Raw genomic sequence first — 22,598 nt, 5'->3', positions numbered from 1 at the left:
ATGCGGCTCGGCTTCAGTGACGGCCGTGGTGGCCCTCGAAGCGCTTGACGTTGGAGAGCTTGGGGTTGCCCTTGGGGTTGGCCCGATAGAGCAGCGCCATCTTGCCGATGGTCTGGACCCGCTCGGCACGACTCGCCGCGAGCAGCGCCTCCAGCGCGGCGGCGCGATCGTCGCGTTCGGCCAGGGCCAGCTTGACCTTGATCAGCTCGTGGTCGCTGAGCGCGCGATCGAGTTCGGCCAGCAGCCCCTCGGATACGCCGTTCTCGGATACCGTTACCACCGGGGTGAGGTGGTGGCCGATACTGCGAAATGCTTTCTTTTGTGCCTGTGACAAGCTCATGGTATGTTGCGTCTTCCCGGTTGCGCTCAGCGCACCATGGTACGGTGAAACGCGCCTCGACGAAAGCAATCAAGCGCTTCTCGGCGGCCCACCGACTCGCTTCGCACCTTGCCGATTCAGGCATGGGCCTGCTGGCTTTACAGATTCCTACTTCAAACGATGTCTCAAGGTGATGCCGTGGCTCGTTCCACTTCCTCCTCGCGTGGCAACGCGCCCAGCGCCAATGGCGGCGACAAGCGTGCTCCGGGCAAGACCGGTGGTGCCAGCAGGACCAGCAAGGGCTGGCTGAAGGAGCACTTCGACGATCGTTTCGTCCAGCAGAGCTGGCAGGATGGCTACCGCAGCCGGGCCAGCTACAAGTTGCTGGCGCTGAACGAGAAGGATCGTCTGTTCAGGCCGGGCATGGCGGTGATCGACCTGGGTGCGGCACCGGGCGGTTGGAGCCAGGTGGCCGCCGAGAAGGTGGGCCCCGAAGGCGTGGTGATCGCCTCGGACATCCTGGAGATGGACGCCCTTGCCGGCGTCGACTTCATTCAGGGCGATTTCACCGAGGAATCGGTGCTCGAGGCGATACTCGCGACCCTGGGCGATCGTCCGGTGGACCTTGTGATGTCCGACATGGCCCCCAATATGAGTGGTATGGCGGCCATCGATCAGCCCCAGGCCATGTACCTGGTCGAGCTGGCGCTCGACCTGGCTCGGCAGACGCTGAAGCCCCAGGGGCGTTTCCTGGCCAAGGTGTTCCAGGGCGAAGGCTTCGACGCCTATCTCAAGGAGCTGCGCAGCAGCTTCGGCCGGGTGGTGACACGCAAGCCAGAGGCCTCGCGCGCTCGTTCGCGGGAGGTGTACCTGCTGGCGGAAGGATTTCGCGGCTGAGCCCCGGCTCGGTCACAATGATAGTCAAAGACTAACGGCGCAATGGCCGGACAGGGCTGCTCAACTATGTCACAGTATGGGCAGACATAGCCCCCACGGCTGGGCGGAACACGCCCCGCAGTGCGTGGTCTTACAAACAGGCGTTTCGGCCGACAGATGCTTGCAACGAGGGTAGGCCCTTGAACGATATGGCAAAGAACCTGATTCTGTGGTTGGTTATCGCCGCAGTATTACTGACGGTATTCAACAACTTCACCGTCGATACCGCACCACAGACGATGAACTACTCTCAGTTCGTCCAACAGGTGCAGAACCAGCAGGTCCGTAGCGTGACCATCGATGGTCACACGATCACCGGTGAGCGCCAGGATGGTTCTGAATTCCAGACCATTCGCCCCTCGGCGGAAGACCCGCGGCTGATGGACGACCTGTTGTCCAACAACGTCACCGTGGTGGGCAAGGAGCCGCAGCAGCAGAGCCTGTGGACGCGGCTGCTGATCGCCAGCTTCCCGATTCTGCTGATACTCGCCATCTTCATGTTCTTCATGCGTCAGATGCAGGGTGGCGGCGGCGGCAAGGGCGGGCCGATGAGCTTCGGCAAGTCCAAGGCCAAGCTGCTTTCCCAGGATCAGATCAAGACCACCTTCGCCGATGTGGCCGGGTGCGACGAGGCCAAGGAGGAGGTCGAGGAGCTGGTCGACTTCCTGCGCGACCCCTCCAAGTTCCAGCGCCTGGGCGGCACCATTCCCCGTGGCGTGCTGATGGTCGGCCCACCGGGTACCGGTAAGACGCTGCTCGCCAAGTCCATCGCCGGCGAGGCCAAGGTGCCGTTCTTCTCCATCTCCGGCTCCGACTTCGTCGAGATGTTCGTCGGCGTGGGTGCGTCCCGCGTACGCGACATGTTCGAGCAGGCCAAGAAGCAGGCGCCCTGCATCATCTTCATCGACGAGATCGATGCCGTGGGTCGTTCGCGCGGCGCCGGCATGGGCGGTGGTAACGACGAGCGCGAGCAGACCCTGAACCAGCTGCTGGTGGAAATGGACGGCTTCGAGGCCAACGAGGGCGTCATCGTCATCGCCGCCACCAACCGCCCCGACGTGCTCGACCCGGCGCTGCTGCGCCCGGGGCGCTTCGACCGCCAGGTGGTGGTGGGGCTGCCGGACATTCGCGGCCGCGAGCATATCCTCAACGTACACCTGCGCAAGGTGCCGCTGGGCGACGACGTCAAGCCGTCGCTGATCGCCCGTGGCACGCCCGGCTTCTCCGGCGCCGACCTGGCCAACCTGGTCAACGAGGCGGCACTGTTCGCCGCGCGCCGCAACAAGCGCCTGGTGAGCATGGAAGAGCTGGAGCTGGCGAAGGACAAGATCATGATGGGCGCCGAGCGCAAGTCCATGGTCATGACCGACAAGGAGAAGCTCAACACCGCCTATCACGAGTCGGGCCACGCCATCATCGGCCTGGTGATGCCGGAGCACGACCCGGTCTACAAGGTCACCATCATCCCCCGCGGCCGAGCGCTTGGCGTGACCATGTTCCTGCCCGAGGCGGATCGCTACAGCCTGTCGCGCCAGCAGATCCTCAGCCAGATCTGCTCGCTGTTCGGCGGCCGTATCGCCGAGGAGATGACGCTGGGCCCCAACGGCGTGACCACCGGGGCGTCCAACGACATCAAGCGCGCCACCGAGCTGGCCCACAACATGGTGGCCAAGTGGGGTCTCTCCGAGGAGATGGGCCCGATCATGTACGACGAGGACGAGTCCCACCAGTTCCTCGGCGGCCCCGGCCAGGGCGGCAAGCTCAAGTCCGGCGAGACCACCTCGCGCCTCGACAAGGAGGTGCGCAAGATCATCGACGAGTGCTACGCCAAGGCGCAGCAGATCCTCGAGGAGAATCGCGACAAGCTCGACGCCATGGCCGATGCGCTGATGCTCTACGAGACCATCGATGCCGACCAGCTCCGCGATATCATGGAAGGCCGCGCGCCGAGGCCGCCCAAGGACTGGGAGGATGGCGATTCCGGTACCGGTGCGCCGGTAACCGGCGAGACGCCGCCCCGCAGCGAAGAGCCGGAGTCCGAGGCGGTCGGGCCCACCGATGGTGGCAGCGGTGGCGACAGCAGTGGTGATGGTGGCGACAGTGGCGATGAGGATGAGGACGACGAGCCGCGTCGTCGCCCCTCCGACCCGCTGGGTGGCCCGGCCGGGTCCTGATATCGACCCATCGCAGGCAGGCGCCCCTCCGGGGCGCCTTTGCCATGCGGGGCAACCGTTTTGTCAGCATGCCGCCACAGGACCGACTGCATGATGGAAACCGTTTCACCGACCTGGCTGCCCTGCGGGCGTCATCGTCTCGACCTCTCCTACCCCCGCGTCATGGGGATTCTCAATGTCACTCCCGACTCCTTCTCCGACGGCGGCCAGCACACCGTCATCGACGATGCCGTGCGGCATGCCGAGCGTATGCTGGCGGAGGGGGCGGCGATCATCGACGTGGGCGGCGAGTCCACCCGCCCGGGCTCCCAGGCGGTCTCCACCCAGCAGGAACTGGACCGGGTAATGCCGGTGGTCGAGCGGCTGGTCCGCGAACTCGACGCCCTGGTGTCGGTGGATACCAGCAGCCCCGAGGTGATGCGCGAGACCGCCGCCCTGGGTGCCGGCATGATCAACGATGTGCGCGCCCTGCAGCGTGAGGGCGCCATCGAGGCGGCCCTGGGCACCGGCCTGCCGGTCTGTCTCATGCACATGCAGGGCGAGCCGCGGGACATGCAGCACTCCCCTCGCTATGATGTGGCGGTGGAGGCGTCGGTCGGCGATTTCCTGGCGTCGCGCATCGCCGCCTGCGAAGCGGCCGGGCTGCGCCGTGAGCGCCTGCTGCTCGACCCGGGATTCGGCTTCGGCAAGAGCGTCGAGCACAACCTGCGCCTGCTCAACCGCTTGGAGACGCTGACGAAGCAGGGGCTCCCGCTGATGGTGGGGATGTCGCGCAAGAGCATGATTGGCAAGGTGCTTGGCCGGCCGGTGGAGGAGCGCCTGTCGGGCGGCCTGGCGCTGGCGTCAATGGCCGTCGAGCGCGGCGCAAGTATTCTGCGTGTCCATGACGTTGGCCCAGTCCTGGATGCGGTAAACATGACATGGGCCGTGCTTAGGGAAGGCTGCGAGCATGACTAGACGCTATTTTGGTACCGACGGGATTCGGGGCACGGTGGGTGAATATCCGATAACCGCCGACTTCATGCTGAAACTGGGATGGGCCATGGGGCGCGTGCTGGCCCGGGACAACGGGCGCGCTCGCGTGCTGATCGGCAAGGACACCCGTATCTCGGGTTACATGTTCGAGTCGGCGCTGGAGGCGGGGCTTTCGGCGGCGGGTGTCGACGTGGCCCTGCTCGGTCCGATGCCCACGCCGGGGATCGCCTATCTGACACGGACCTTCCGGGCCGATGCCGGTATCGTGATTTCGGCGTCGCACAATCCCTTTGCCGACAACGGCATCAAGTTCTTCTCCACCGAAGGCACCAAGCTGGCCGACGACATCGAGGAGCGCATCGAGGCGATGCTCGACGAGCCGCTCACCACCGTGGCAGCCGACCGCCTGGGCAAGGCCGTGCGCATCGACGATGCCGCCGGCCGCTATATCGAGTTCTGCAAGTCCACGATTCCCCACCGGGTCAGCCTGCATGGGCTGAAGATCGTGCTGGACTGCGCCCATGGGGCGACCTATCACATTGCCCCCAGCGTCTTCCGTGAGCTGGGTGCCGAGATCAGCCTGGTGGGGGCGAGCCCCGACGGGCTCAATATCAACCGCGACGTGGGTTCCACTTACCCGGCCACGCTGCGTGCCGCGGTGATCCAGCAGGGCGCCGACCTGGGCATCGCCTTCGATGGCGACGGCGACCGGGTGTTGATGGTCGATGCCGACGGGCGCGAGATCGATGGCGACGACATCCTCTACCTGATCGCCCGGGACCGGCATGAGCGCGGGCAGCTCAACGGGGGCGTGGTGGGTACCCTGATGACCAACTTCGGGCTGGCCATGTCGCTGGAGGCGATGGGCGTTCCCTTCGAGCGCGCCAAGGTGGGCGACCGCTACGTGGTGGAGCGTCTGGTTGCCAACGGCTGGCATCTGGGCGGGGAGTCGTCCGGCCATATCGTCTGTGCCGACGTGCAGAGCACCGGTGACGGCATCGTGTCGGCGTTGCAGGTGCTGGCGATCATGGTCTGCGAGGACAAGCCGCTCAAGAGCCTGCTGTCGGGGCTGGAGAAGGTGCCCCAGGTGCTGGTCAATGTGCGCCTGACGCCGGGCAGCGATGCCAAGGCGCTGATGGCGAGTTCGGCGGTCAAGGATGCGGTGGCCGCCATGGAGGCGGAGCTGGGCGACGAGGGGCGTGTATTGCTGCGTCCGTCGGGCACCGAGCCGCTGATTCGCGTGATGGTCGAAGGCCGAGCGCATCTCGATGTAGAGGGCATGGCTCGGCGCCTGGCCGCCGACGTCGAGCAGCAGCTGGGTTGACCAGTGCGCCTGGTGGTTGTCTTGGCTCGACGCCTCCTATACCATTTCGCACCACTTTGAAAGAGGACGCAGCATGCGAACGCCGCTGATCGCCGGGAACTGGAAGATGAACGGTTCGGCCTCTCTGGTCGAGGATTTCGGCCGGGCCTTTCCCCGTACCGTGCTCCCGGCGTCGCTGGATGTGGTCATACTGCCGCCCTTCCCCTATCTGGACATGGCGCAGCGGGCCTTTGCCGATACCTCGCTCGAGCTGGGTGCACAGACCCTCAACCCCCTGCATTCCGGTGCTCGTACGGGCGAGGTGAGTGGTCAGATGCTGCGGGAGTTCGGCGTGAAGTACGCGCTGGTGGGGCACTCCGAGCGTCGCCAGCTCTATCGCGAGAACGACGAGGCCGTGCATGACCGGTTGCTGGCGGCGCTGAGCGTCGACATTACCCCGATCCTCTGCGTGGGCGAGAGCCTCGAGGAGCGGGACGCGGGTCGCACCATGGATGTGGTGCTGGGCCAGGTGGGCTACGTGATGGCGCGCCTCGAGCCCGAGCAGCGTCCTCGGGTGGTCATCGCCTATGAGCCCGTCTGGGCGATCGGCACCGGACGCACGGCGACGCCCGGGCAGGCCCAGGAGGTGATGGCCGGGATTCGCCAGTATCAGGCCAGCTTCGATCGCGAGCTGGCGACAGGTATGCGATTGCTCTACGGCGGCAGCATGAACGCAAGCAACGCGGCTGAGCTGCTGGCCCAGCCCGACATCGACGGCGGCCTGGTGGGCGGTGCTTCGCTCAAGGTCGACGATTTTCTAGCCATTTGTCAGTCAGCAGGTTGAATCCATGCAAGTTGCCATTCTCATGATCCATGTGGTGATCGCCATCGCCCTGGTCGTCCTCATCCTGCTACAGCAGGGCAAGGGCGCCGAAGCCGGTGCCGCCTTCGGTGGCGGTGCCTCCCAGACCGTATTCGGCTCGCGGGGCAGCGGCGGCTTCCTGTCGCGTGCCACGGCCGTGCTGGCGTTCACCTTCTTCGCCACCTCGCTGGCCCTGGCCTGGTACGCGACACAGGCCCAGGCGCCGGAAGTCGGCATTCCCGATTCTCGCCTGATCGAGCAGCAGAACGGCGTGCCGACCCTTGACGACGACGCCCGTGACGTGGATAATACCGCGCCAGTGCTGGAAGAAAGCAACGACTAAGGTTGAGGCTCCAGTCATCAAGAAAGCCGAAGTGGTGGAATTGGTAGACACGCTATCTTGAGGGGGTAGTGACCGTAAGGTCGTGCGGGTTCAAGTCCCGCCTTCGGCACCATCTGAAACGCCGTGATCCAAGTAAGCAGCAGGGGATTGCGAAACGACAGAAGCAGGATTGGCACCAGGAAGGTTGTAAGAAGGAGGGTTGTAAGCGCCATTGCAGCTTGACTCAAGCGCATCAGGCACCTACAATCGCCGACCTGGAATGTTGCGGGGTGGAGCAGTCTGGTAGCTCGTCGGGCTCATAACCCGAAGGTCATCGGTTCAAATCCGGTCCCCGCTACCATCTTCCGGTCAGCTGTCTTGCGAGGCAGTCATGAGCGCCGAAGTGGTACTACAGGTTTCTTGTGAAAGGCCCCTTCCTGTGAAGGGGCTTTTTGTTAGCAGCTTACTGTCGGTCCAGGCCGACCGCGCTTATCCGAGCAACGCCAATCAGCCACCTAGCTTTCCTGTTTACTCCCGGCCAGGTGCCTGATGCAACGGCTGTAGGAGCTTTCTCTGTGGCACTCAAGGACGCTGCGCTGTATGCGCTGATCGAGCCGGTGGTCACCGCCATGGGATTCGAGCTCTGGGGTATCGACTATCGCCCCCAGGGCAAGCATTCCCGTCTTGTGATCTACATTGATCATGCCGAGGGTGTGAGCGTGGGCAACTGCGCTGATATCAGTCGCCAGATCAGCGCCGTACTCGACGTGGAAGATCCCATACCGGGTGAATATAGCCTGGAGGTGTCGTCGCCGGGAATGGACCGGCCGCTCTTCACCCTCGACCACTTCGCTCGCTATGCGGGGCACCAGGTGGCGCTGAAGCTGCGGATACCCTTCGATGGGCGACGCAAGTTCCAGGGGCTGCTGGCCGGCATCGAGGAGGATGAGGTGCTGTTGCAGCAGGACGGCGAAGAGTATTGCTTTCCCATCGAAAGCATCGACCAGGCACGAGTGGTGCCCCGGTTCGAAGACTGAGGTCGATGCATATGGACAGGTTTTCTGGCGAGGCAAAGGCATGAGTAAAGAAATTCTGACGGTCGTCGATGCGATCTCCAATGAAAAAGGCGTGCCCCGCGACGTGATCTTCGAGGCCGTCGAGGCGGCCCTGGCCAGTGCATCCCGCAAGCGCTTCGAGGGCCGGGAAGTCAACGTGCGCGTTCATATCGACCGCTACACTGGCGAGTACGAGACGTTTCGACGCTGGGAAGTGGTGGAAGACGACGAGTTCGAGAATCCCGACGCCGAGATCAAGGAGTCCTTCGCCGAGCGTCGCGACCCGCCGCTCAAGCGGGGTGACGTGGTCGAGGAGCAGATCGAGAATGCCGCCTTCGGTCGTATCGCCGCCCAGACCGCCAAGCAGGTCATCGTGCAGAAGGTGCGCGAGGCCGAGCGTGCCGAAGTGGTGCGCCAATACGCCGAGCGCGAGGGCGAGCTGGTCGCCGGCATCGTCAAGAAGACCACCCGCGACGGCCTGATCATCGACCTGGGCGACAACGCCGAGGCGTTCCTGCCGCGTGGCGAGATGATCCCCGGCGAGCGCTACCGCATGAACGATCGGGTGCGGGCACTGCTGACCAAGGTCGATGCCGATGCGCGTGGCGCCCAGCTGATCCTGTCGCGGACCTGCCCCGAGCTGATCATCGAACTGTTCAAGATCGAGGTGCCGGAGATCGCCGAGCAGCTCATCGAGATCAAGGGTGCTGCCCGCGATCCCGGCTCCCGGGCCAAGATCGCGGTCAAGACCAACGACCGGCGCATCGACCCGGTGGGTGCCTGCGTCGGCATGCGCGGCTCGAGGGTGCAGGCGGTGTCCAGCGAGCTGCAGAACGAGCGGGTCGACATCATCCTGTGGGATGACAACCCCGCTCAGCTGGTCATCAACGCCATGGCGCCGGCGGATGTCGGCTCGATCCTGGTCGACGAAGACGCCCACGCCATGGACGTGGCGGTCGCCGAGGACAACCTGGCCCAGGCCATCGGCCGTAGCGGCCAGAACGTGCGCCTGGCCTCGGAGCTCACCGGATGGCGAATCAACGTCATGACCGAGGGCGAGGCCGAAGATAAGCGAGAGCAGGAGATCGATAGCCTGGTCGAGCATTTCATTCAGCATCTGGATATCGAGGATGACCTCGCCCGGCTGCTGGTGGAGGAAGGTTTCACCACGCTGGAAGAGATCGCCTACGTGCCCCTCGAGGAAATTCTCGAGATCGAGGAGCTCGATGAGGAATTGGTGGAAGATCTGCGCGCGCGTGCCAAGGATGAACTGCTGAACCTGGCCATCGCCTCCGAAGAGGAGCTGGACGGTGCTCAGCCGGCCGACGACCTGCTGGAAATGGAGGGCATGGAGCGTCATCTGGCCTTCATTCTGGCTAGCCGCGGCATTGTCACCATGGAGGACCTCGCCGAGCAGTCCGTCGACGATTTGATGGACATCGAGGGCATGGACGAGGAGCGCGCTGCATCACTGATCATGACTGCCCGTGCGCCCTGGTTCGAGAACGAACAGTAAACGGGTCACGGGCTGAGGAGGGTCAACATGTCAGAAATGACCGTTAAAGATTTTGCAGTGAAGGTAGGGCGCGACGTCCCCCGCCTGCTGGAACAGATGAAAGAAGCCGGGCTCGAGCACAAGGCCGAGTCTGATGCGGTGTCCGAGGAGGACAAGCGTCAGCTGCTCGACTATCTCACCAAGAGCCATGGTGGCGAGGGTGCTGCGGGGGCCAAGAATCGCATTACCTTGACCCGCAAGACCAGGAGCCGCATCAAGACCGGTGAGCGGGGCAAGACCATCGAGGTGCAGGTGCGCAAGAAGCGGACCTACGTCAAGCGTGCCGAGGATGAGGCGCCGCCCCCCGAGCCGGCGGAAGATGCCGGTCCGCGGCAGCTGGTAGGCGACATGGCGGATTCACGGGCCAAGCGCGAAGCGCAGGACGCCGAGGACGCCAGGGAGCGTGCCGTCGAGCGGCAAGCCCGCGAGGAGGCCGCCAAGGCCGAGGCGGCTGCACCGGCTCCCGCCGAGCAGCCAGCCCCAGCCAAGGTTGCCGAGGTGCCGCAGATTCCGGTCCCCGAGCTGGATCAGTCGGAGCCCTCGGCAGAGCCACCGGCTCCGCCCAAGGAGGGCCGCAGCGACCGCCGCACGGCGCCGCCGAAGAAGACGGCTGCCAAGAAGGGGCGTGGTCGTGACGACGAGGATCGCGGCGATCGCGAGGAGCGTCGTCGCGGTGGCGCCGCCAAGAAGGCCAAGCGCTCCGAGCGTCGCGGCAGCCGCCGCGGTGGTTCCCAGGGCGGCGGCCAGCACGGCTTCCAGAAGCCGACGCAGCCGATCGTGCGCGAAGTCTCCATTCCCGAGTCGATCAGCGTCGCTGAGCTTGCCGACAAGATGTCGATCAAGGCCAACGAGGTCATCAAGGCGATGTTCACCATGGGTGCGGCGGTGACCATCAACCAGACCATCGACCAGGACACCGCGGCCATCGTGGTCGAGGAGATGGGCCACAAGCCCAAGCTGGTCAAGGACGATGCGCTGGAAACCGAAGTGCTGTCCGGCATCTCCTACGAGGGCGACGAGATCACCCGTTCGCCGGTGGTCACGGTCATGGGTCACGTCGACCACGGCAAGACCTCGCTGCTCGACTATATCCGCAAGGCCAAGGTGGCCACCGGTGAGGCTGGCGGTATCACCCAGCACATCGGCGCCTACCACGTGGAAGACAAGCACGGCGGCGTGACCTTCCTCGATACCCCGGGTCACGCGGCGTTCACCGCCATGCGTGCTCGTGGTGCCAAGGCCACCGACGTGGTCATCCTGGTGGTGGCCGCCGACGACGGCGTCATGCCCCAGACGATCGAGGCGATCGAGCACTCCAAGGCAGCGGAAGTGCCGATGGTGGTGGCGGTCAACAAGATCGACAAGGAAGGCGCGGACTTCGACCGTATCCGCAACGAGCTTTCCCAGCACGGCGTCATTTCCGAGGAGTGGGGCGGCGATACGCAGTTCGTCCACGTCTCGGCCAAGACAGGCGAAGGCATCGATGCGCTGCTCGAGGCGATACTGCTCGTCTCCGAAGTGCTCGAGCTCAAGGCGGTACCCGAGGCACCCGGCAAGGGTGTGGTGGTCGAGTCGCGCCTCGACAAGGGACGCGGCCCGGTGGCCACCGTACTGGTTCAGAACGGCACCCTGCGCAAGGGCGACATCGTCCTGGCCGGCCTGCACTACGGCCGCGTACGTGCGCTGACCAACGAGCTCGGCCAGCAGGTCGACGCCGTGGGCCCGGCGATGCCGGTGGAGATCCAGGGCCTCGACGGTACCCCGGATGCCGGTGACGACTTCATGGTGGTGGCCGACGAGAAGAAGGCACGCGAAGTCGCCAACTTCCGCCAGGGCAAGTACCGCGAGGTGCGTCTGGCGCGTCAGCAGAAGGCCAAGCTGGAGAACATGTTCAGCCAGATGGGCCAGGACGAGGTGGCCAAGGTCAACATCGTGCTGAAGGCCGATGTGCAGGGCTCGCTGGAAGCCATCAAGGGCGCCCTGGAAGAGCTCTCCACCGGCGAAGTCGAAGTGGCCGTGGTCTCCTCCGGCGTGGGCGGCATCACCGGTACCGATGCCAACCTGGCGCTGGCCTCCGAAGCCATCGTGGTCGGCTTCAACGTCCGTGCCGATGCGGCCGCGCGTGAGATCATCGAGCGTGAAGGTCTGGATCTGCGCTACTACAGCGTGATCTATCAGCTGATCGACGAGGTCAAGCAGGCCATGAGCGGCATGCTGGCACCGGAGTGGAAGGAAGAGATCGTCGGCGTGGCCGAGGTTCGTGACGTCTTCCGCGCACCGAAGATCGGCGCCGTGGCGGGCTGCATGGTTGTCGAGGGCAGCGTGCATCGCAACAAGAAGATCCGCGTGCTGCGCGACAACGTGGTCATCTACGAAGGCGAGCTCGAGTCCCTGCGCCGCTTCAAGGACGACGTCAACGAAGTGCGTAACGGCATGGAGTGTGGCATCGGCGTGAAGAACTACAATGACGTCCAGGTTGGCGACAAGATCGAAGTCTTCGATCAGGTCAAGGTCGAGCGGACGCTCTAACCGGCCGAGGAGTCGAGCATGCGCGAATTCAAGCGTACCGACCGTGTCGGCGATCAGCTGCAGAAGGAGCTGGCGGTACTGATCCAGCGCGAGGTCAAGGACCCGCGCCTGGGGATGGTCACCGTCAGCGGCGTCGAGGTCAGTCGTGACCTCGGCTATGCGGACGTCCACGTGACCCTGCTGGGCGAGGAGGATCCCGAACGCATCCGGGAGAATCTCAAGGTGCTCAAGCAGGCCGCGGGTTTCCTGCGCAGCCAGGTCGCCCGGCGCATCAAGCTTCGCCACGTGCCGGAGCTGCGCTTTCATTACGATGAGAGCGTGGTGCGTGGTCAGCGGCTATCGTCGCTGATCGACGAGGCGGTCTCACGCGATCGTGCCCGTAACGAGGCGGAGGACGGCGAGGCTGCTGGCAATCAAGACGGCGACGTCGCTGACGGCCAGGCGCGTAGCGGCAACGAGGACGAGAGGGACTGATGGCGCGTCGCCGCCGCGGTCTGCCGGTGAACGGGGTGCTGCTGCTCGACAAGCCCCAGGGTGCGTCGAGCAACCATGCCCTGCAGCGTGCCCGGCGCCTGTTCCAGGCGCAGAAGGCGGGCCATACCGGTACGCTCGATCCCATGGCGACCGGGCTGTTGCCGGTCTGCTTCGGCGAGGCGACCAAGTTTTCCTCGTTCCTGCTGGAGGCCGACAAGGTCTATCGTACCCGCATCCAGTTGGGTGTGGTGACCGATACCGGTGACGCCGAGGGCGAGGTGATCGAGCGCCATGGAGTCCCGGTGCTGGCCGAGACGGACCTGGAGAGGGTGCTGGCGCGGTTTCGCGGCGAGATCGAACAGGTTCCACCGATGTACTCGGCGCTCAAGCATCAGGGGCGCAAGCTCTACGAGCTGGCCCGCGAGGGCAAGACGGTGGAGCGTGCAGCCCGTCGCGTGACGGTGTATGATGCGCGCCTTCTGGCCCATGATGGCGATGCCTTCACGCTGGAAGTGCGCTGCAGCAAGGGTACCTACATTCGCACCCTGGCCGAGGACATCGGCCGGGCGCTCGGATGCGGCGCCCATATCACGGCGCTGCGGCGGCTCAAGACCGGGCCCTTCGACGCCAGCGACATGGTCGCCTTCGAGGGGCTGGAGGCCCAGCCGGGCCAGGCCGACCTCGAGGCAAGGCTGCTGCCGGTGGATGTGCTGGTCGCGCATCTGCCGGCGCTCGACCTCGACGCCGAGGCCGCCGCGCGATTGCAGCACGGGCAGCCGGCGGTCGTCGCGTCCAGGGCCCTGGCGCCGGAAGCGACGACAAGACTCTATCACGACGGGATCTTTATCGGTCTCGGCGTGGTCAGGGTGGCAGGGGAAATCGTTCCCCGCCGCCTGCTGAGTACCGTCACGGCGGACTCGGCGTAAGACCAGCGCCTTCGGGCGCAGGCGTGGAGACTGCAAATATGCGTGGTCTCCGACATTCATTACTCAGGCATATTGCTTACTGGAGAGAAAGATGGCACTTACCGCCGAAAAGAAGGCTGAAATCGTTAGTGAATTCAGTCGTGGTGACAACGACACCGGTTCCCCCGAAGTGCAGGTAGCCCTGCTCAGCGCCAACATCGACGGCCTGCAGGATCACTTCAAGACCAACAAGCAGGATCACCACTCACGTCGTGGCCTGATCCGCATGGTCAACCAGCGCCGCAAGCTGCTTGACTACCTGAAGCGCAAGGATTTCGAGCGTTATCAGGCACTGATCCAGCGTCTGGGCCTGCGTCGTTAATCGACGTTTTCCAGCGCCATAATGAACGGGCAGCCCTTGGGCTGCCCGTTTCGCGTTTATGGGGCGGAAATGTCGCTAACCGGTGGCCCTGACGCGCGTCAACCCCTAAAATAGTCGCCGAGTCAAAACGACCCAAACACAGAAAAGTAACGTTGAAGGAAGTCGCCGTGAATCCGGTCAAGAAAACATTTCAGTACGGTCGCAGCACCGTCACCCTGGAAACCGGGCGCATCGCCCGCCAGGCCAGCGGTGCCGTGTTGGTCACCATGGACGACACCGTGGTGCTGTGCACCGTTGTCGCCAAGAAAGAGCTCAAGCCAGGGCAGGACTTCTTCCCCCTGGCGGTGTTCTATCAAGAGAAAACCTACGCGGTCGGCAAGATCCCCGGCGGCTTCTTCAAGCGCGAGGGGCGTCCCACCGAGAAGGAGACCCTCACCTCTCGCCTGATCGATCGCCCGATCCGCCCGCTGTTCCCCAAGGGCTTCATGAACGAGGTACAGGTGATCTGTACCGTGCTCTCCACCGACCGCAACCATGACCCGGACATCGCCGCCATGCTCGGTACCTCAGCGGCGCTGTGCATCGCCGGTGTGCCGTTCAACGGTCCCCTGGGTGCCGCGCGGGTGGGCTTCGACGAGGAGAAGGGCTACTTCCTCAACCCCACCGTGGAAGAGCTTGCCAACTCCGAGCTGAACATGGTCGTCGCCGGTACCGAGAAAGCGGTGCTGATGGTGGAGTCCGAGGCCAAGGAGCTGCTCGAGGACGAAATGCTGGGCGCCGTGCTCTATGGCCACCAGGAGATGCAGGTCGCCATCGAGGCTATCAAGGAGCTGACCGCCGAGGCCGGCAAGCCGAAGTGGGACTGGCAGCCGCCCGCCGAGAACACGCCCCTCAAGGAGGCCATTGCCCAGGGTTTCGAAGCCAAGGTGGGCGAGGCCTATCGTGTCACCGACAAGATGGCTCGGCAGGACGCCCTGTCGGCACTCAAGGCCGAGGCCGTCGAGCAGCTGGCCGGTGAAGAGGAAGGCAAGTTCGATGCCGACGAGGTCAAGGGCGCCTTCGCCGCGCTGGAGAAGCGTGTGGTGCGCTCTCGCGTCGTCAAGGGCGAGCCGCGTATCGACGGCCGCGACCAGAAGACCGTGCGTCCGTTGAATATCGAAGTGGGTAGCCTGCCCAAGACCCACGGCTCGTCGATCTTCACCCGCGGCGAGACCCAGGCCATCGTCATCGCCACCCTGGGCACCCTGCGCGATGCCCAGCTGATCGAGTCGCTGGAAGGGGAGCGCAAGGATCGCTTCATGCTGCACTACAACTTCCCTCCCTATTGCGTCGGTGAGGCCGGCTTCATGGGCGGGCCCAAGCGTCGCGAAATCGGCCACGGTCGCCTGGCGCGTCGCAGTATCGAGGCGATGCTACCCACGTCCGAGGACTTCCCCTATACCATCCGGGTGGTATCGGAGATCACCGAGTCCAACGGCTCGAGCTCAATGGCGTCCGTGTGTGGCTCCTCGCTGGCGCTGATGGACGCCGGCGTGCCGATGAAGGCACCGGTGGCGGGTATCGCCATGGGCCTGGTCAAGGATGCCGACGGCTTCGCTGTGCTGACCGATATCCTGGGCGATGAGGATCACCTCGGCGACATGGACTTCAAGGTGGCCGGTAGCGCCGAGGGTGTGACCGCCCTGCAGATGGACATCAAGATCGAGGGCATCAACGAGGAGATCATGGAGGTGGCCCTGCAGCAGGCCAACCAGGCTCGCCTGCATATCCTCCAGCAGATGAACGACGTGATCGCCCAGAGCCGTGCCGAGGTGTCCGAGAACGCCCCCTCCATGGCGACCATCAAGATCGATCCGGACAAGATCCGCGACGTCATCGGCAAGGGCGGTGCCACCATTCGCAAGATCTGCGAAGACACCGGTGCCTCCATCGATCTCGACGACGACGGTACCGTGCGCATCTACGCCGAGGACAAGGCGGCGGCCAAGAAGGCCATCGATACCGTACTGGCGATCACCGCCGAAGCGGAAATCGGCAGGCTCTACCGCGGCAAGGTGGTGCGCATCGCCGACTTCGGTGCCTTCGTCAACATCATGCCCGGTACCGACGGCCTGGTGCACATCTCGCAGATCGTGCCCGAGCGGGTCAACGACGTGCGCGACTTCCTCAACGAGGGCGACGAGGTCATCGTCAAGGTGCTCGACATCGACAACCGCAACCGGGTGAAGCTCTCCATCAAGGAGATCACCCCGGAAGAGAAGGCCGCCTTCGAAGCGGCGGAAGCCGAACCTGTCGCCTGAGACAGCCAGGGTTCCAACGAAAACCGCCCCCATGGCCTGGCCATGGGGGCGGTTTCGTTTAGTTGCTGCGGCTTGCCAGGTGACAGATCATCGCGGAGGCGCTGTGAACCCCTCCCTGGGCGCTACCGATGCCATCCATGGCATCCGATCTCCGCTGAGGCCTGTCCCCGAGCCGTGCCCTTATCTTTCAATCGCAAGTGCCACGCCTTGCCCGCCGCCGATACATAGGGTCGCCAGGCCCTTCTTGGCGTCGCGGGCGATCATCTCGTGCAGCAGGGTCACAAACACGCGGCAGCCGGAGGCGCCAATCGGGTGGCCAAGGGCAATGGCGCCGCCGTTGACGTTGACCTTGGAGACATCCCAGCCCAGCTCCTTGTTGACCGAGAGGGCCTGGGCGGCGAAGGCTTCGTTGGCCTCGACCAGGTCGAGGTCATCCAGCGACCAGCCGGCCTTCTCCAGGCAGCGGCGGGTGGCCGGTGCCGGGCCGATGCCCATGATGGCCGGGTCGACGCCGGCGTTGGCGTAGGCGGCGATGCGGGCGAGCGGCTCCAGGCCCAGCTGCTTGGCTTTCTCGGCGGAGCAGATCATCACCACGGCGGCACCGTCGTTGAGCGAGGAGGCGTTGCCGGCGGTGATGGTGCCATCCTTCTTGAAGGCCGGGCGCATGCCGCCGAGCTTGTCGGCGCTCACTTCGCGCGGATTCTCGTCGGTGTCGAAGACCACCGGATCGCCCTTGCGCTGGGGAATTTCCACCGGCACGATCTGGCTCTTGAACTTGCCCTCACGAATGGCGGCAGCGGCCTTCTGCTGGGAAGCCGCGGCGAACTCGTCCATCTGCTCGCGGGTGATCTCGTACTTCTCGGCCAGGTTCTCGGCGGTGATACCCATGTGATAGTTGTTGAAGGCATCCCACAGGCCGTCGTGAACCATGGTGTCGATGGCCTTCCAGTCGCCCATGCGCTGGCCGTTGCGCGAATTGGGCAGCACGTGCGGGGATGCCGACATGTTCTCCTGGCCGCCGGCGAGGATCAGCTCGGCGTCGCCGCAGCGGATCGCCTGGGTGGCGAGGTGCAGGGCCTTGAGTCCCGAGCCGCAGACCTTGTTGATGGTCATGGCGGGTACGGTGTCGGGCAGGCCGGCCTTGATGGCGGCCTGACGGGCGGGGTTCTGGCCCACGCCGGCGGTCAGGACCTGACCCAGGAGCACTTCATCGACCTGGTCGCCGGAAACGCCGGTGCTGGCGAGGATGTCCTTGATCACCAGGGCGCCCAGGTCACTGGCGGGAATGCCGGCCAGAGAGCCACCGAAGGCCCCCACGGCGGTACGGCGGGCGGCAACGATCACCACATCTTGCATAGTAAACTCTCCTGAAGTCAGTCGCGGACGATAGCTCTGTCAGCATAGGCGACGCTTGTGCGCTGCGGCAATGCCTCAATGGGGTGAAATTCGTCAGCGATCACCCCCTGGCCCGTGCCGATCCCCACGGAAGCGTGGCCGATGGGCAGGCCGCGGAGGGCACGGGGGCCCCTCAGGCGAGCTGAACGGGTATGGCGTTGCTGGTGTGGCTGACGTCGTTGCCTTCCTTCAGATAGACCAGAGCTGGCTGGTGATTGTCCAGCTCGGCATCGCTGTAGTGGGCGTAGCTGCAGATGATCACCCGGTCGCCGGGGCCGGCCAGGTGGGCGGCGGCACCGTTGATGGAGATCACCTGGGAGCCTTCCTCGGCGCGAATGGCGTAGGTGGTGAAGCGCTGGCCGTTCTCCACGTTGTAGATCTGGATCTGCTCGTTCTCGCGTATGCCGGACAGGTCCAGCAGGTCGCCGTCGATGGCACAGGAGCCTTCATAGTTGAGCACGGCATGGGTGACGCGGGCCATGTGGAGCTTGGCCTTGAGCATGATGGTGTACATGGAAGCAGCTTCCTCCGGAATACGATAGGCACAGGGTGCGCGTGGAGTGCCGCGTCAGCGCGGCAGGGTCAGGGTCAGGTTGTCGATCAAGCGGGTCGGGCCCAGCCGGGCGGCGGCCAGCAGCACGGCGTCGCGGGTGGTGGCGGTGACCGGTGTCAGGTCGAGGGCGCGCAGCTCCAGGTAGTCCGGCTCGAAGCCGCCCTCCCGCAGCCGGGCCGGCCCCGTCTCCAGGGCTGCGGCGATCGGTTCGCCGGCCTCCAGGGCGTCGCGCAGCTCGCAGAGCGTCCGGTATAGCCGGGGTGCGGCGGCGCGCTGGTCGGGATCCAGGTAGCCGTTGCGCGAGGAGAGCGCCAAACCATCCTCGGCGCGCACGATGGGCACGCCGAGGATCTCGATGGGGAAATGCAGGTCTTCCACCAGCTTGCGAATCACCGCCAGCTGCTGGAAGTCCTTTTCACCGAAGCAGGCCGTGTCGGGCTGCACCAGGTTGAACAGGATGCTCACCACGGTGGAGACGCCGTCGAAGTGACCGGGCCTTGTGCCGCCACAGAGTCCCTCGCTGACGATAGGCACGCAGACCCGGGTCTGCTCGTCCAGGCCGCGGGGATAGAGCATTGCCGTATCGGGGGCAAAAAGCAGGTCGCAGCCTGCCTCCTCGAGCCTGGCCTGGTCGTCGACCAGGGTGCGAGGGTAGGCATCCAGGTCCTCGCTGGGCCCGAACTGAAGCGGGTTGACGAAGATCGTCGCCACCACCACGTCCGCGTGGCGGCGCGCGGTCTCCACCAGGGCAAGGTGCCCGGCGTGAAGGTTGCCCATGGTCGGTACCAGGGCGATACGCTGGCCGCGTCGGCGGTACGCACCGAGGGTCTCGCGCAGCGCAGGGATGTCTCTCAGGGTACGCATCAGGGGCTCCAGGGTGTCACGAGGGAACCAGGCTTTGTACGAAAACTGCCTGCGCTCGGCCATGCGGCGTTAAAAATTGGCTCAAAATGCTCATTTACACCCCGTAAACTCCACTTTTTCGCCGATTTTTGCCTTGCCTGACCTTCGCTCGCCGACTTTTCGAACATAGCCTAGAAACCATGTTCCTCGGCCGGGAAGCGTCGCGCCTTGACGTCTTCGTGATAACGACGGAAGGCGCCCGGGATGTCGTCGGCCTCCGCCATGAAGTTCTTGACGAAGCGTGGCACACGGCCGTGGGTCACGCCCAGCACGTCATGCATCACCAGTATCTGGCCGTCGGTGTCGGGACCGGCACCGATACCGATCACCGGGACGTCCAGTGCCTCGGTAATGGCACGGCCGAGGCTGGCCGGAACGCATTCCAGCAGTATCACCGAGGCGCCGGCTGCCACGAGGGTGCGGGCATCCTCGAGAATCTGGGTGGCGCGCTCGGCGTCGCGGCCCTGCACCTTGTAGCCGCCGAGCTGATAGACGGTCTGTGGCGTCAGCCCCAGGTGGGCGCAGACGGGCACCCCCCGTCGTGTCAGCTCGCGAATGCCGTCGGCCATCCACGCCTCGCCTTCCACCTTGACCAGCTCGGCACCGGCACGCATCAGCGCACCGGCGTCCTGCAGCAGGCGCTCCTGGCTGGAGTTGCTCATGAAAGGCAGGTCGACCATCAGCAGGCTTCTACCCTTGCCACGTGCCACGCAGCGGGTGTGGTAGCAGATGTCGTCCAGGGTGACCGGGAGGGTGCTGGCATGGCCCTGCAGGACCATGCCCAGGGAATCACCGACCAGCAGCACCTCGATGCCGGCCTCGGACGCGCTCCGGGCAAAGGAGGCGTCATAGGCCGTCAGGCAACTGAAGGTTTCGCCTGCGCGCTTGTGGGCCTGCAGCGTGCTCAGGGTGACGGTTTTCATGGCGTGCTCTCGTGTTGTTCTCGGGTCGGCCGGCAATCGCCGCGCCGCCTTACACTGCGCGTGATTGTTACCAGAATACGACGGTGGTGTCGATAGGTAACACCTACCTGGGGCGTTCGGGTAACACTCTGATCAGGTCCGGTGACGCCAGCGTCTCGGCCAAGGCGCTGACGCCGCGGCCATCGGGCAGGCTCAGCGCTGGTGCCAGCTCGGCGAGGGGAGCCATGACGAAGGCCCGCGCGCTCATCTCGGGGTGGGGCACGCGCAGCCGCGGTGTCGCGATGACCTGTTTTCCGAACAATAGCAGGTCCAGGTCCAGGGTGCGGGGGCCCCAGTGGCGTTGGCGAACGCGGCGATGGCGCTGTTCCAGCGCCTGCAACTGATCGAGCAGCGCCAGCGGCGAGAGCCGGGTTGCCAGGTGGGCCACGGCATTGACGAAATCGGGCTGGTCCTGAGGACCAAGGGGGCGGCTGACATAGAGGCTCGATGCGCCGAGTCGGCGGGTCAGCGGCAGTTCGCCGAGTGCTACCAGGGCCTGGGCAACTTGCGCTTCGGGGTCGTCGAGGTTGCTGCCGAGCCCCACGTAGACGTCGACCGGCGGTATCACGGGGTATCGGGAGGCGAGCTGCGCCGACGGCGCTTGCGGGGTCTGCGGCGCTTGGGGCGGTCGCCCGGTGTGGCGTTGCCGCCGGCCTTCTCCAGCAACCGCTGTTGCTCGTGCTCGTCGCCTTCCTGATAGGCGGTCCACCAGGCGCCGAGCCCGGGCTCGAGCTCGCCAGCCTCTTCCCGCAGCAGCAGGAAGTCGTAGGCGGCGCGAAAGCGCGGGTGCTCTCGGGTCTGCAGTGCGCGCTTGCCGCGACGCTGGGGCAGGCGTTGCTGCAGGTCCCAGATGTCGCGCATCGGCATGCTGAAGCGCTTGGGGATCGAGATGTGCTTCAGCTGGCGCGAGAGCACCTGCTGAGACGCCAGCTGCAGTGCGGGGATGGGTGGCATCCCATCCTCCTCCAGCGTCGCCTGGCGCAGCTGTACGGGCCCCCACAGCAGTGCCGCGAACAGGAAGGCCGGCGTCACCGGGCGCTCCTCACGGATACGCTTGTCGGTGCTGGCCAGGGCTGCCTCGATCAGGCCTTCGGTCCAGGGCAGCGTGGCCATGGCTTCGTCCGTCTCGGGGAACAGCATGGGAAACAGGCCGTAGTGGCGCAGCATGCGGAAGGTTTCGACGCCATGGCCGGCCATGAACAGCTTGAGTATCTCGTCGAACAGCCGGGCGGGGGGGATCTGCAGCAGCAGGTGGGCCTGCTCGTGGATCGGCGCCTCGGAGCCTGGTGCGATATGGAAATCCAGCTTGGCGGCGAAGCGGATGGCGCGCAGCATGCGCACCGGGTCCTCGCGGTAGCGTGTCGCCGGGTCGCCGATCATGCGCAGGGTGCGGGACTCGATGTCGCGGGCACCGTTGGCGAAGTCGTGAATCGAGAAGTCGGCGATGCTGTAGTAGAGCGCATTGATGGTGAAATCGCGGCGCACGGCATCTTCCTGGATATTGCCCCAGACATTGTCGCGCAGCAGCAGGCCGTGCTCGGACTGCTGGGCGAGATGATCGCCATGGTCGTCGTTGGGTCTGCCCCGGAAGGTGGTGACCTCGATCACTTCACGGCCGAAGCGCACGTGGACGATGCGAAAGCGGCGGCCGATGATCCGCGAGTTGCGGAACAGCTCGCGGACCTGCTCCGGCGTGGCATCGGTGGCGACGTCGAAGTCCTTGGGCATCCTGCCGAGGAGGGAGTCACGAATGCAGCCGCCGACCAGGTAGGCTTCATAGCCGGCATTGTGCAGGCGGTAGAGTACCTTGAGCGCCGATTCACTGAAGTGCTGGCGCGATACGGGGTGCTCGCTACGGGGAATGATCCGCGGGCCGGCCAGTTCGCCGGCGGCGGTATCCTCGGGGCCGAAGAGTGACCTGAGGTGCTCGCCAGGGCTCTGCAGAAAGCGGGTAAATCCTTTGAACATGCGGCGATATCGACTCGCAGTTTGCGAAAGTTGTTGAGTGTAGTCGACCAGCGACACCTTGCAAAGCGCTGCGCTGATTCGCTGTACAGCCCAAACAGCAAAAGAGGAGGCCGATTGGCCTCCTCTGACAAGCTGAAAATGCTGCGTCCATGCGGCTGTTTCTTCTTCGTGATGGCACATCGCCTTGAATACGCACCACAGTCACCAAGAGTTCACAGGCAAGCAATGTTGTTGTGATTGTTGACGTTCCTGGTTGCGACCGCCTCGTATTCAAAACAATAATCCAACCACGACGGCATCGTGGATATGCCTACCTTCGGCTTGTTGCTGTTGTTGCCGAAGGTGCGCTTCTCTGGCCCTTGTTCTTGTTGGCAGCCGTGTGAGCGCGTCGCGTCCTGGGATCCGGTGCTTCGAGCACATATTGTTGCTGTTGTTGATGGCATCGAAGGGCGGAGCATGTCGGGTCAGGTTATTTTTGTTGCACCCGCTTCCGCATCTTTCCACAGCCCGCCTTGTTGTTCTTGTTGTTGGTGGTGCGGGCTCTGTCTCGCCTGGCCGCCTTGTTGTTGTTGTTGTTGTTGGCGCGGGTGACAGCCGGATGTTGTTTTTCTTACCGGAGGATGTTGCACGCCACATGCCATGACGTTTATCGGCGTTGAAAAACAACAGTTTACGCAGGGTCGGAATGAGAGGGGCGCCAAGTGGGCTCCAGGGTGTTACCCATCT

At 64.7% G+C, this 22,598-nt stretch carries 20 protein-coding genes and 2 tRNA genes; 15 read left to right on the top strand and 7 right to left on the bottom strand.

Features of this window, described 5'->3' with window-relative positions:
• Positions 1-13: 13 nt before the first annotated feature.
• Positions 14-340 (bottom strand): ribosome assembly RNA-binding protein YhbY, encoded by a 327-nt coding sequence (gene yhbY, locus LY622_RS15575; protein WP_234279250.1) that lies wholly within the window; start codon positions 338-340, stop codon positions 14-16.
• 177 nt (positions 341-517) lie between these two features.
• Here yhbY and rlmE point away from each other — a divergent pair, with 177 nt between their 5' ends.
• From rlmE to pnp, 15 genes are all read left to right on the top strand, one after another.
• Positions 518-1,216 (top strand): 23S rRNA (uridine(2552)-2'-O)-methyltransferase RlmE, encoded by a 699-nt coding sequence (gene rlmE, locus LY622_RS15570; protein WP_369413794.1) that lies wholly within the window; start codon positions 518-520, stop codon positions 1,214-1,216.
• Between the two features lie 179 nt (positions 1,217-1,395).
• Positions 1,396-3,429 carry an ATP-dependent zinc metalloprotease FtsH gene (gene ftsH, locus LY622_RS15565; protein ID WP_234291738.1) on the top strand — a complete coding sequence of 678 codons (2,034 nt, stop codon included), beginning with the start codon at positions 1,396-1,398 and terminating at the stop codon, positions 3,427-3,429.
• 90 nt (positions 3,430-3,519) lie between these two features.
• Positions 3,520-4,386 carry a dihydropteroate synthase gene (gene folP / locus LY622_RS15560; RefSeq protein WP_439649594.1) on the top strand — a complete coding sequence of 289 codons (867 nt, stop codon included), beginning with the start codon at positions 3,520-3,522 and terminating at the stop codon, positions 4,384-4,386.
• Positions 4,379-5,728: a phosphoglucosamine mutase gene (glmM, locus tag LY622_RS15555; RefSeq protein ID WP_234291737.1), complete on the top strand. Its 1,350-nt coding sequence runs from the start codon at positions 4,379-4,381 to the stop codon at positions 5,726-5,728. The genes folP and glmM overlap by 8 nt, the downstream gene beginning before the upstream one ends.
• Before the next feature lie 73 nt (positions 5,729-5,801).
• Positions 5,802-6,551 (top strand): triose-phosphate isomerase, encoded by a 750-nt coding sequence (tpiA, locus tag LY622_RS15550; RefSeq protein WP_234291736.1) that lies wholly within the window; start codon positions 5,802-5,804, stop codon positions 6,549-6,551.
• Between the two features lie 4 nt (positions 6,552-6,555).
• A complete protein-coding gene (secG, locus tag LY622_RS15545) occupies positions 6,556-6,912 on the top strand; it encodes a preprotein translocase subunit SecG (RefSeq protein ID WP_234279246.1) in 357 nt (118 codons plus the stop codon).
• 25 nt (positions 6,913-6,937) lie between these two features.
• A tRNA-Leu gene (locus tag LY622_RS15540) sits at positions 6,938-7,024 on the top strand.
• Between the two features lie 151 nt (positions 7,025-7,175).
• Positions 7,176-7,252: transfer RNA gene (locus LY622_RS15535), tRNA-Met, on the top strand.
• Between the two features lie 214 nt (positions 7,253-7,466).
• Complete coding sequence (gene rimP, locus LY622_RS15530) at positions 7,467-7,928, top strand: ribosome maturation factor RimP (protein WP_234279245.1); 462 nt, start codon at positions 7,467-7,469, stop codon at positions 7,926-7,928.
• Between the two features lie 40 nt (positions 7,929-7,968).
• Positions 7,969-9,462 carry a transcription termination factor NusA gene (gene nusA, locus LY622_RS15525; RefSeq protein WP_234291735.1) on the top strand — a complete coding sequence of 498 codons (1,494 nt, stop codon included), beginning with the start codon at positions 7,969-7,971 and terminating at the stop codon, positions 9,460-9,462.
• 27 nt (positions 9,463-9,489) lie between these two features.
• Positions 9,490-12,030 carry a translation initiation factor IF-2 gene (gene infB / locus LY622_RS15520; RefSeq protein WP_234291734.1) on the top strand — a complete coding sequence of 847 codons (2,541 nt, stop codon included), beginning with the start codon at positions 9,490-9,492 and terminating at the stop codon, positions 12,028-12,030.
• Positions 12,031-12,048: 18 nt separating this feature from the next.
• Entirely contained in the window at positions 12,049-12,504 is a 456-nt protein-coding gene (gene rbfA / locus LY622_RS15515) for a 30S ribosome-binding factor RbfA (protein ID WP_234291733.1), read from the top strand.
• Complete coding sequence (gene truB, locus LY622_RS15510; protein ID WP_234291732.1) at positions 12,504-13,430, top strand: tRNA pseudouridine(55) synthase TruB; 927 nt, start codon at positions 12,504-12,506, stop codon at positions 13,428-13,430. Before rbfA ends, truB begins: the two co-directional genes overlap by 1 nt.
• Before the next feature lie 91 nt (positions 13,431-13,521).
• Positions 13,522-13,791, top strand: a complete 270-nt coding sequence (rpsO, locus tag LY622_RS15505) for a 30S ribosomal protein S15 (RefSeq protein ID WP_114478001.1) — start codon at positions 13,522-13,524, stop codon at positions 13,789-13,791.
• Positions 13,792-13,958: 167 nt separating this feature from the next.
• Positions 13,959-16,091: a polyribonucleotide nucleotidyltransferase gene (pnp, locus tag LY622_RS15500; RefSeq protein WP_234291731.1), complete on the top strand. Its 2,133-nt coding sequence runs from the start codon at positions 13,959-13,961 to the stop codon at positions 16,089-16,091.
• A gap of 180 nt (positions 16,092-16,271) precedes the next feature.
• Here the strand turns inward: pnp and LY622_RS15495 are convergent, their stop codons facing one another.
• The 6 genes from LY622_RS15495 to pcnB form a co-directional block, all read right to left on the bottom strand.
• On the bottom strand, positions 16,272-17,447 hold the full coding sequence (locus LY622_RS15495) for an acetyl-CoA C-acetyltransferase (protein ID WP_114477999.1): 1,176 nt from the start codon (positions 17,445-17,447) through the stop codon (positions 16,272-16,274).
• 172 nt (positions 17,448-17,619) lie between these two features.
• A complete protein-coding gene (gene panD, locus LY622_RS15490) occupies positions 17,620-18,000 on the bottom strand; it encodes an aspartate 1-decarboxylase (protein ID WP_234279238.1) in 381 nt (126 codons plus the stop codon).
• A 54-nt stretch (positions 18,001-18,054) separates the two neighbouring features.
• A complete protein-coding gene (gene panC, locus LY622_RS15485) occupies positions 18,055-18,903 on the bottom strand; it encodes a pantoate--beta-alanine ligase (RefSeq protein ID WP_234291730.1) in 849 nt (282 codons plus the stop codon).
• Between the two features lie 170 nt (positions 18,904-19,073).
• Entirely contained in the window at positions 19,074-19,865 is a 792-nt protein-coding gene (gene panB / locus LY622_RS15480) for a 3-methyl-2-oxobutanoate hydroxymethyltransferase (RefSeq protein ID WP_234291729.1), read from the bottom strand.
• A gap of 103 nt (positions 19,866-19,968) precedes the next feature.
• Positions 19,969-20,472, bottom strand: coding sequence for a 2-amino-4-hydroxy-6-hydroxymethyldihydropteridine diphosphokinase (folK, locus tag LY622_RS15475; RefSeq protein WP_234279235.1), 504 nt, complete (start codon positions 20,470-20,472; stop codon positions 19,969-19,971).
• Entirely contained in the window at positions 20,469-21,872 is a 1,404-nt protein-coding gene (gene pcnB / locus LY622_RS15470; protein WP_234291728.1) for a polynucleotide adenylyltransferase PcnB, read from the bottom strand. Before pcnB ends, folK begins: the two co-directional genes overlap by 4 nt.
• Positions 21,873-22,598: the final 726 nt, after the last annotated feature.

It is taken from the genome of Halomonas alkalisoli, from assembly GCF_021412585.1.
GTDB classification, from domain to species: domain Bacteria; phylum Pseudomonadota; class Gammaproteobacteria; order Pseudomonadales; family Halomonadaceae; genus Halomonas; species Halomonas alkalisoli.
This window is presented reverse-complemented; position numbering and strand designations above follow the sequence as displayed.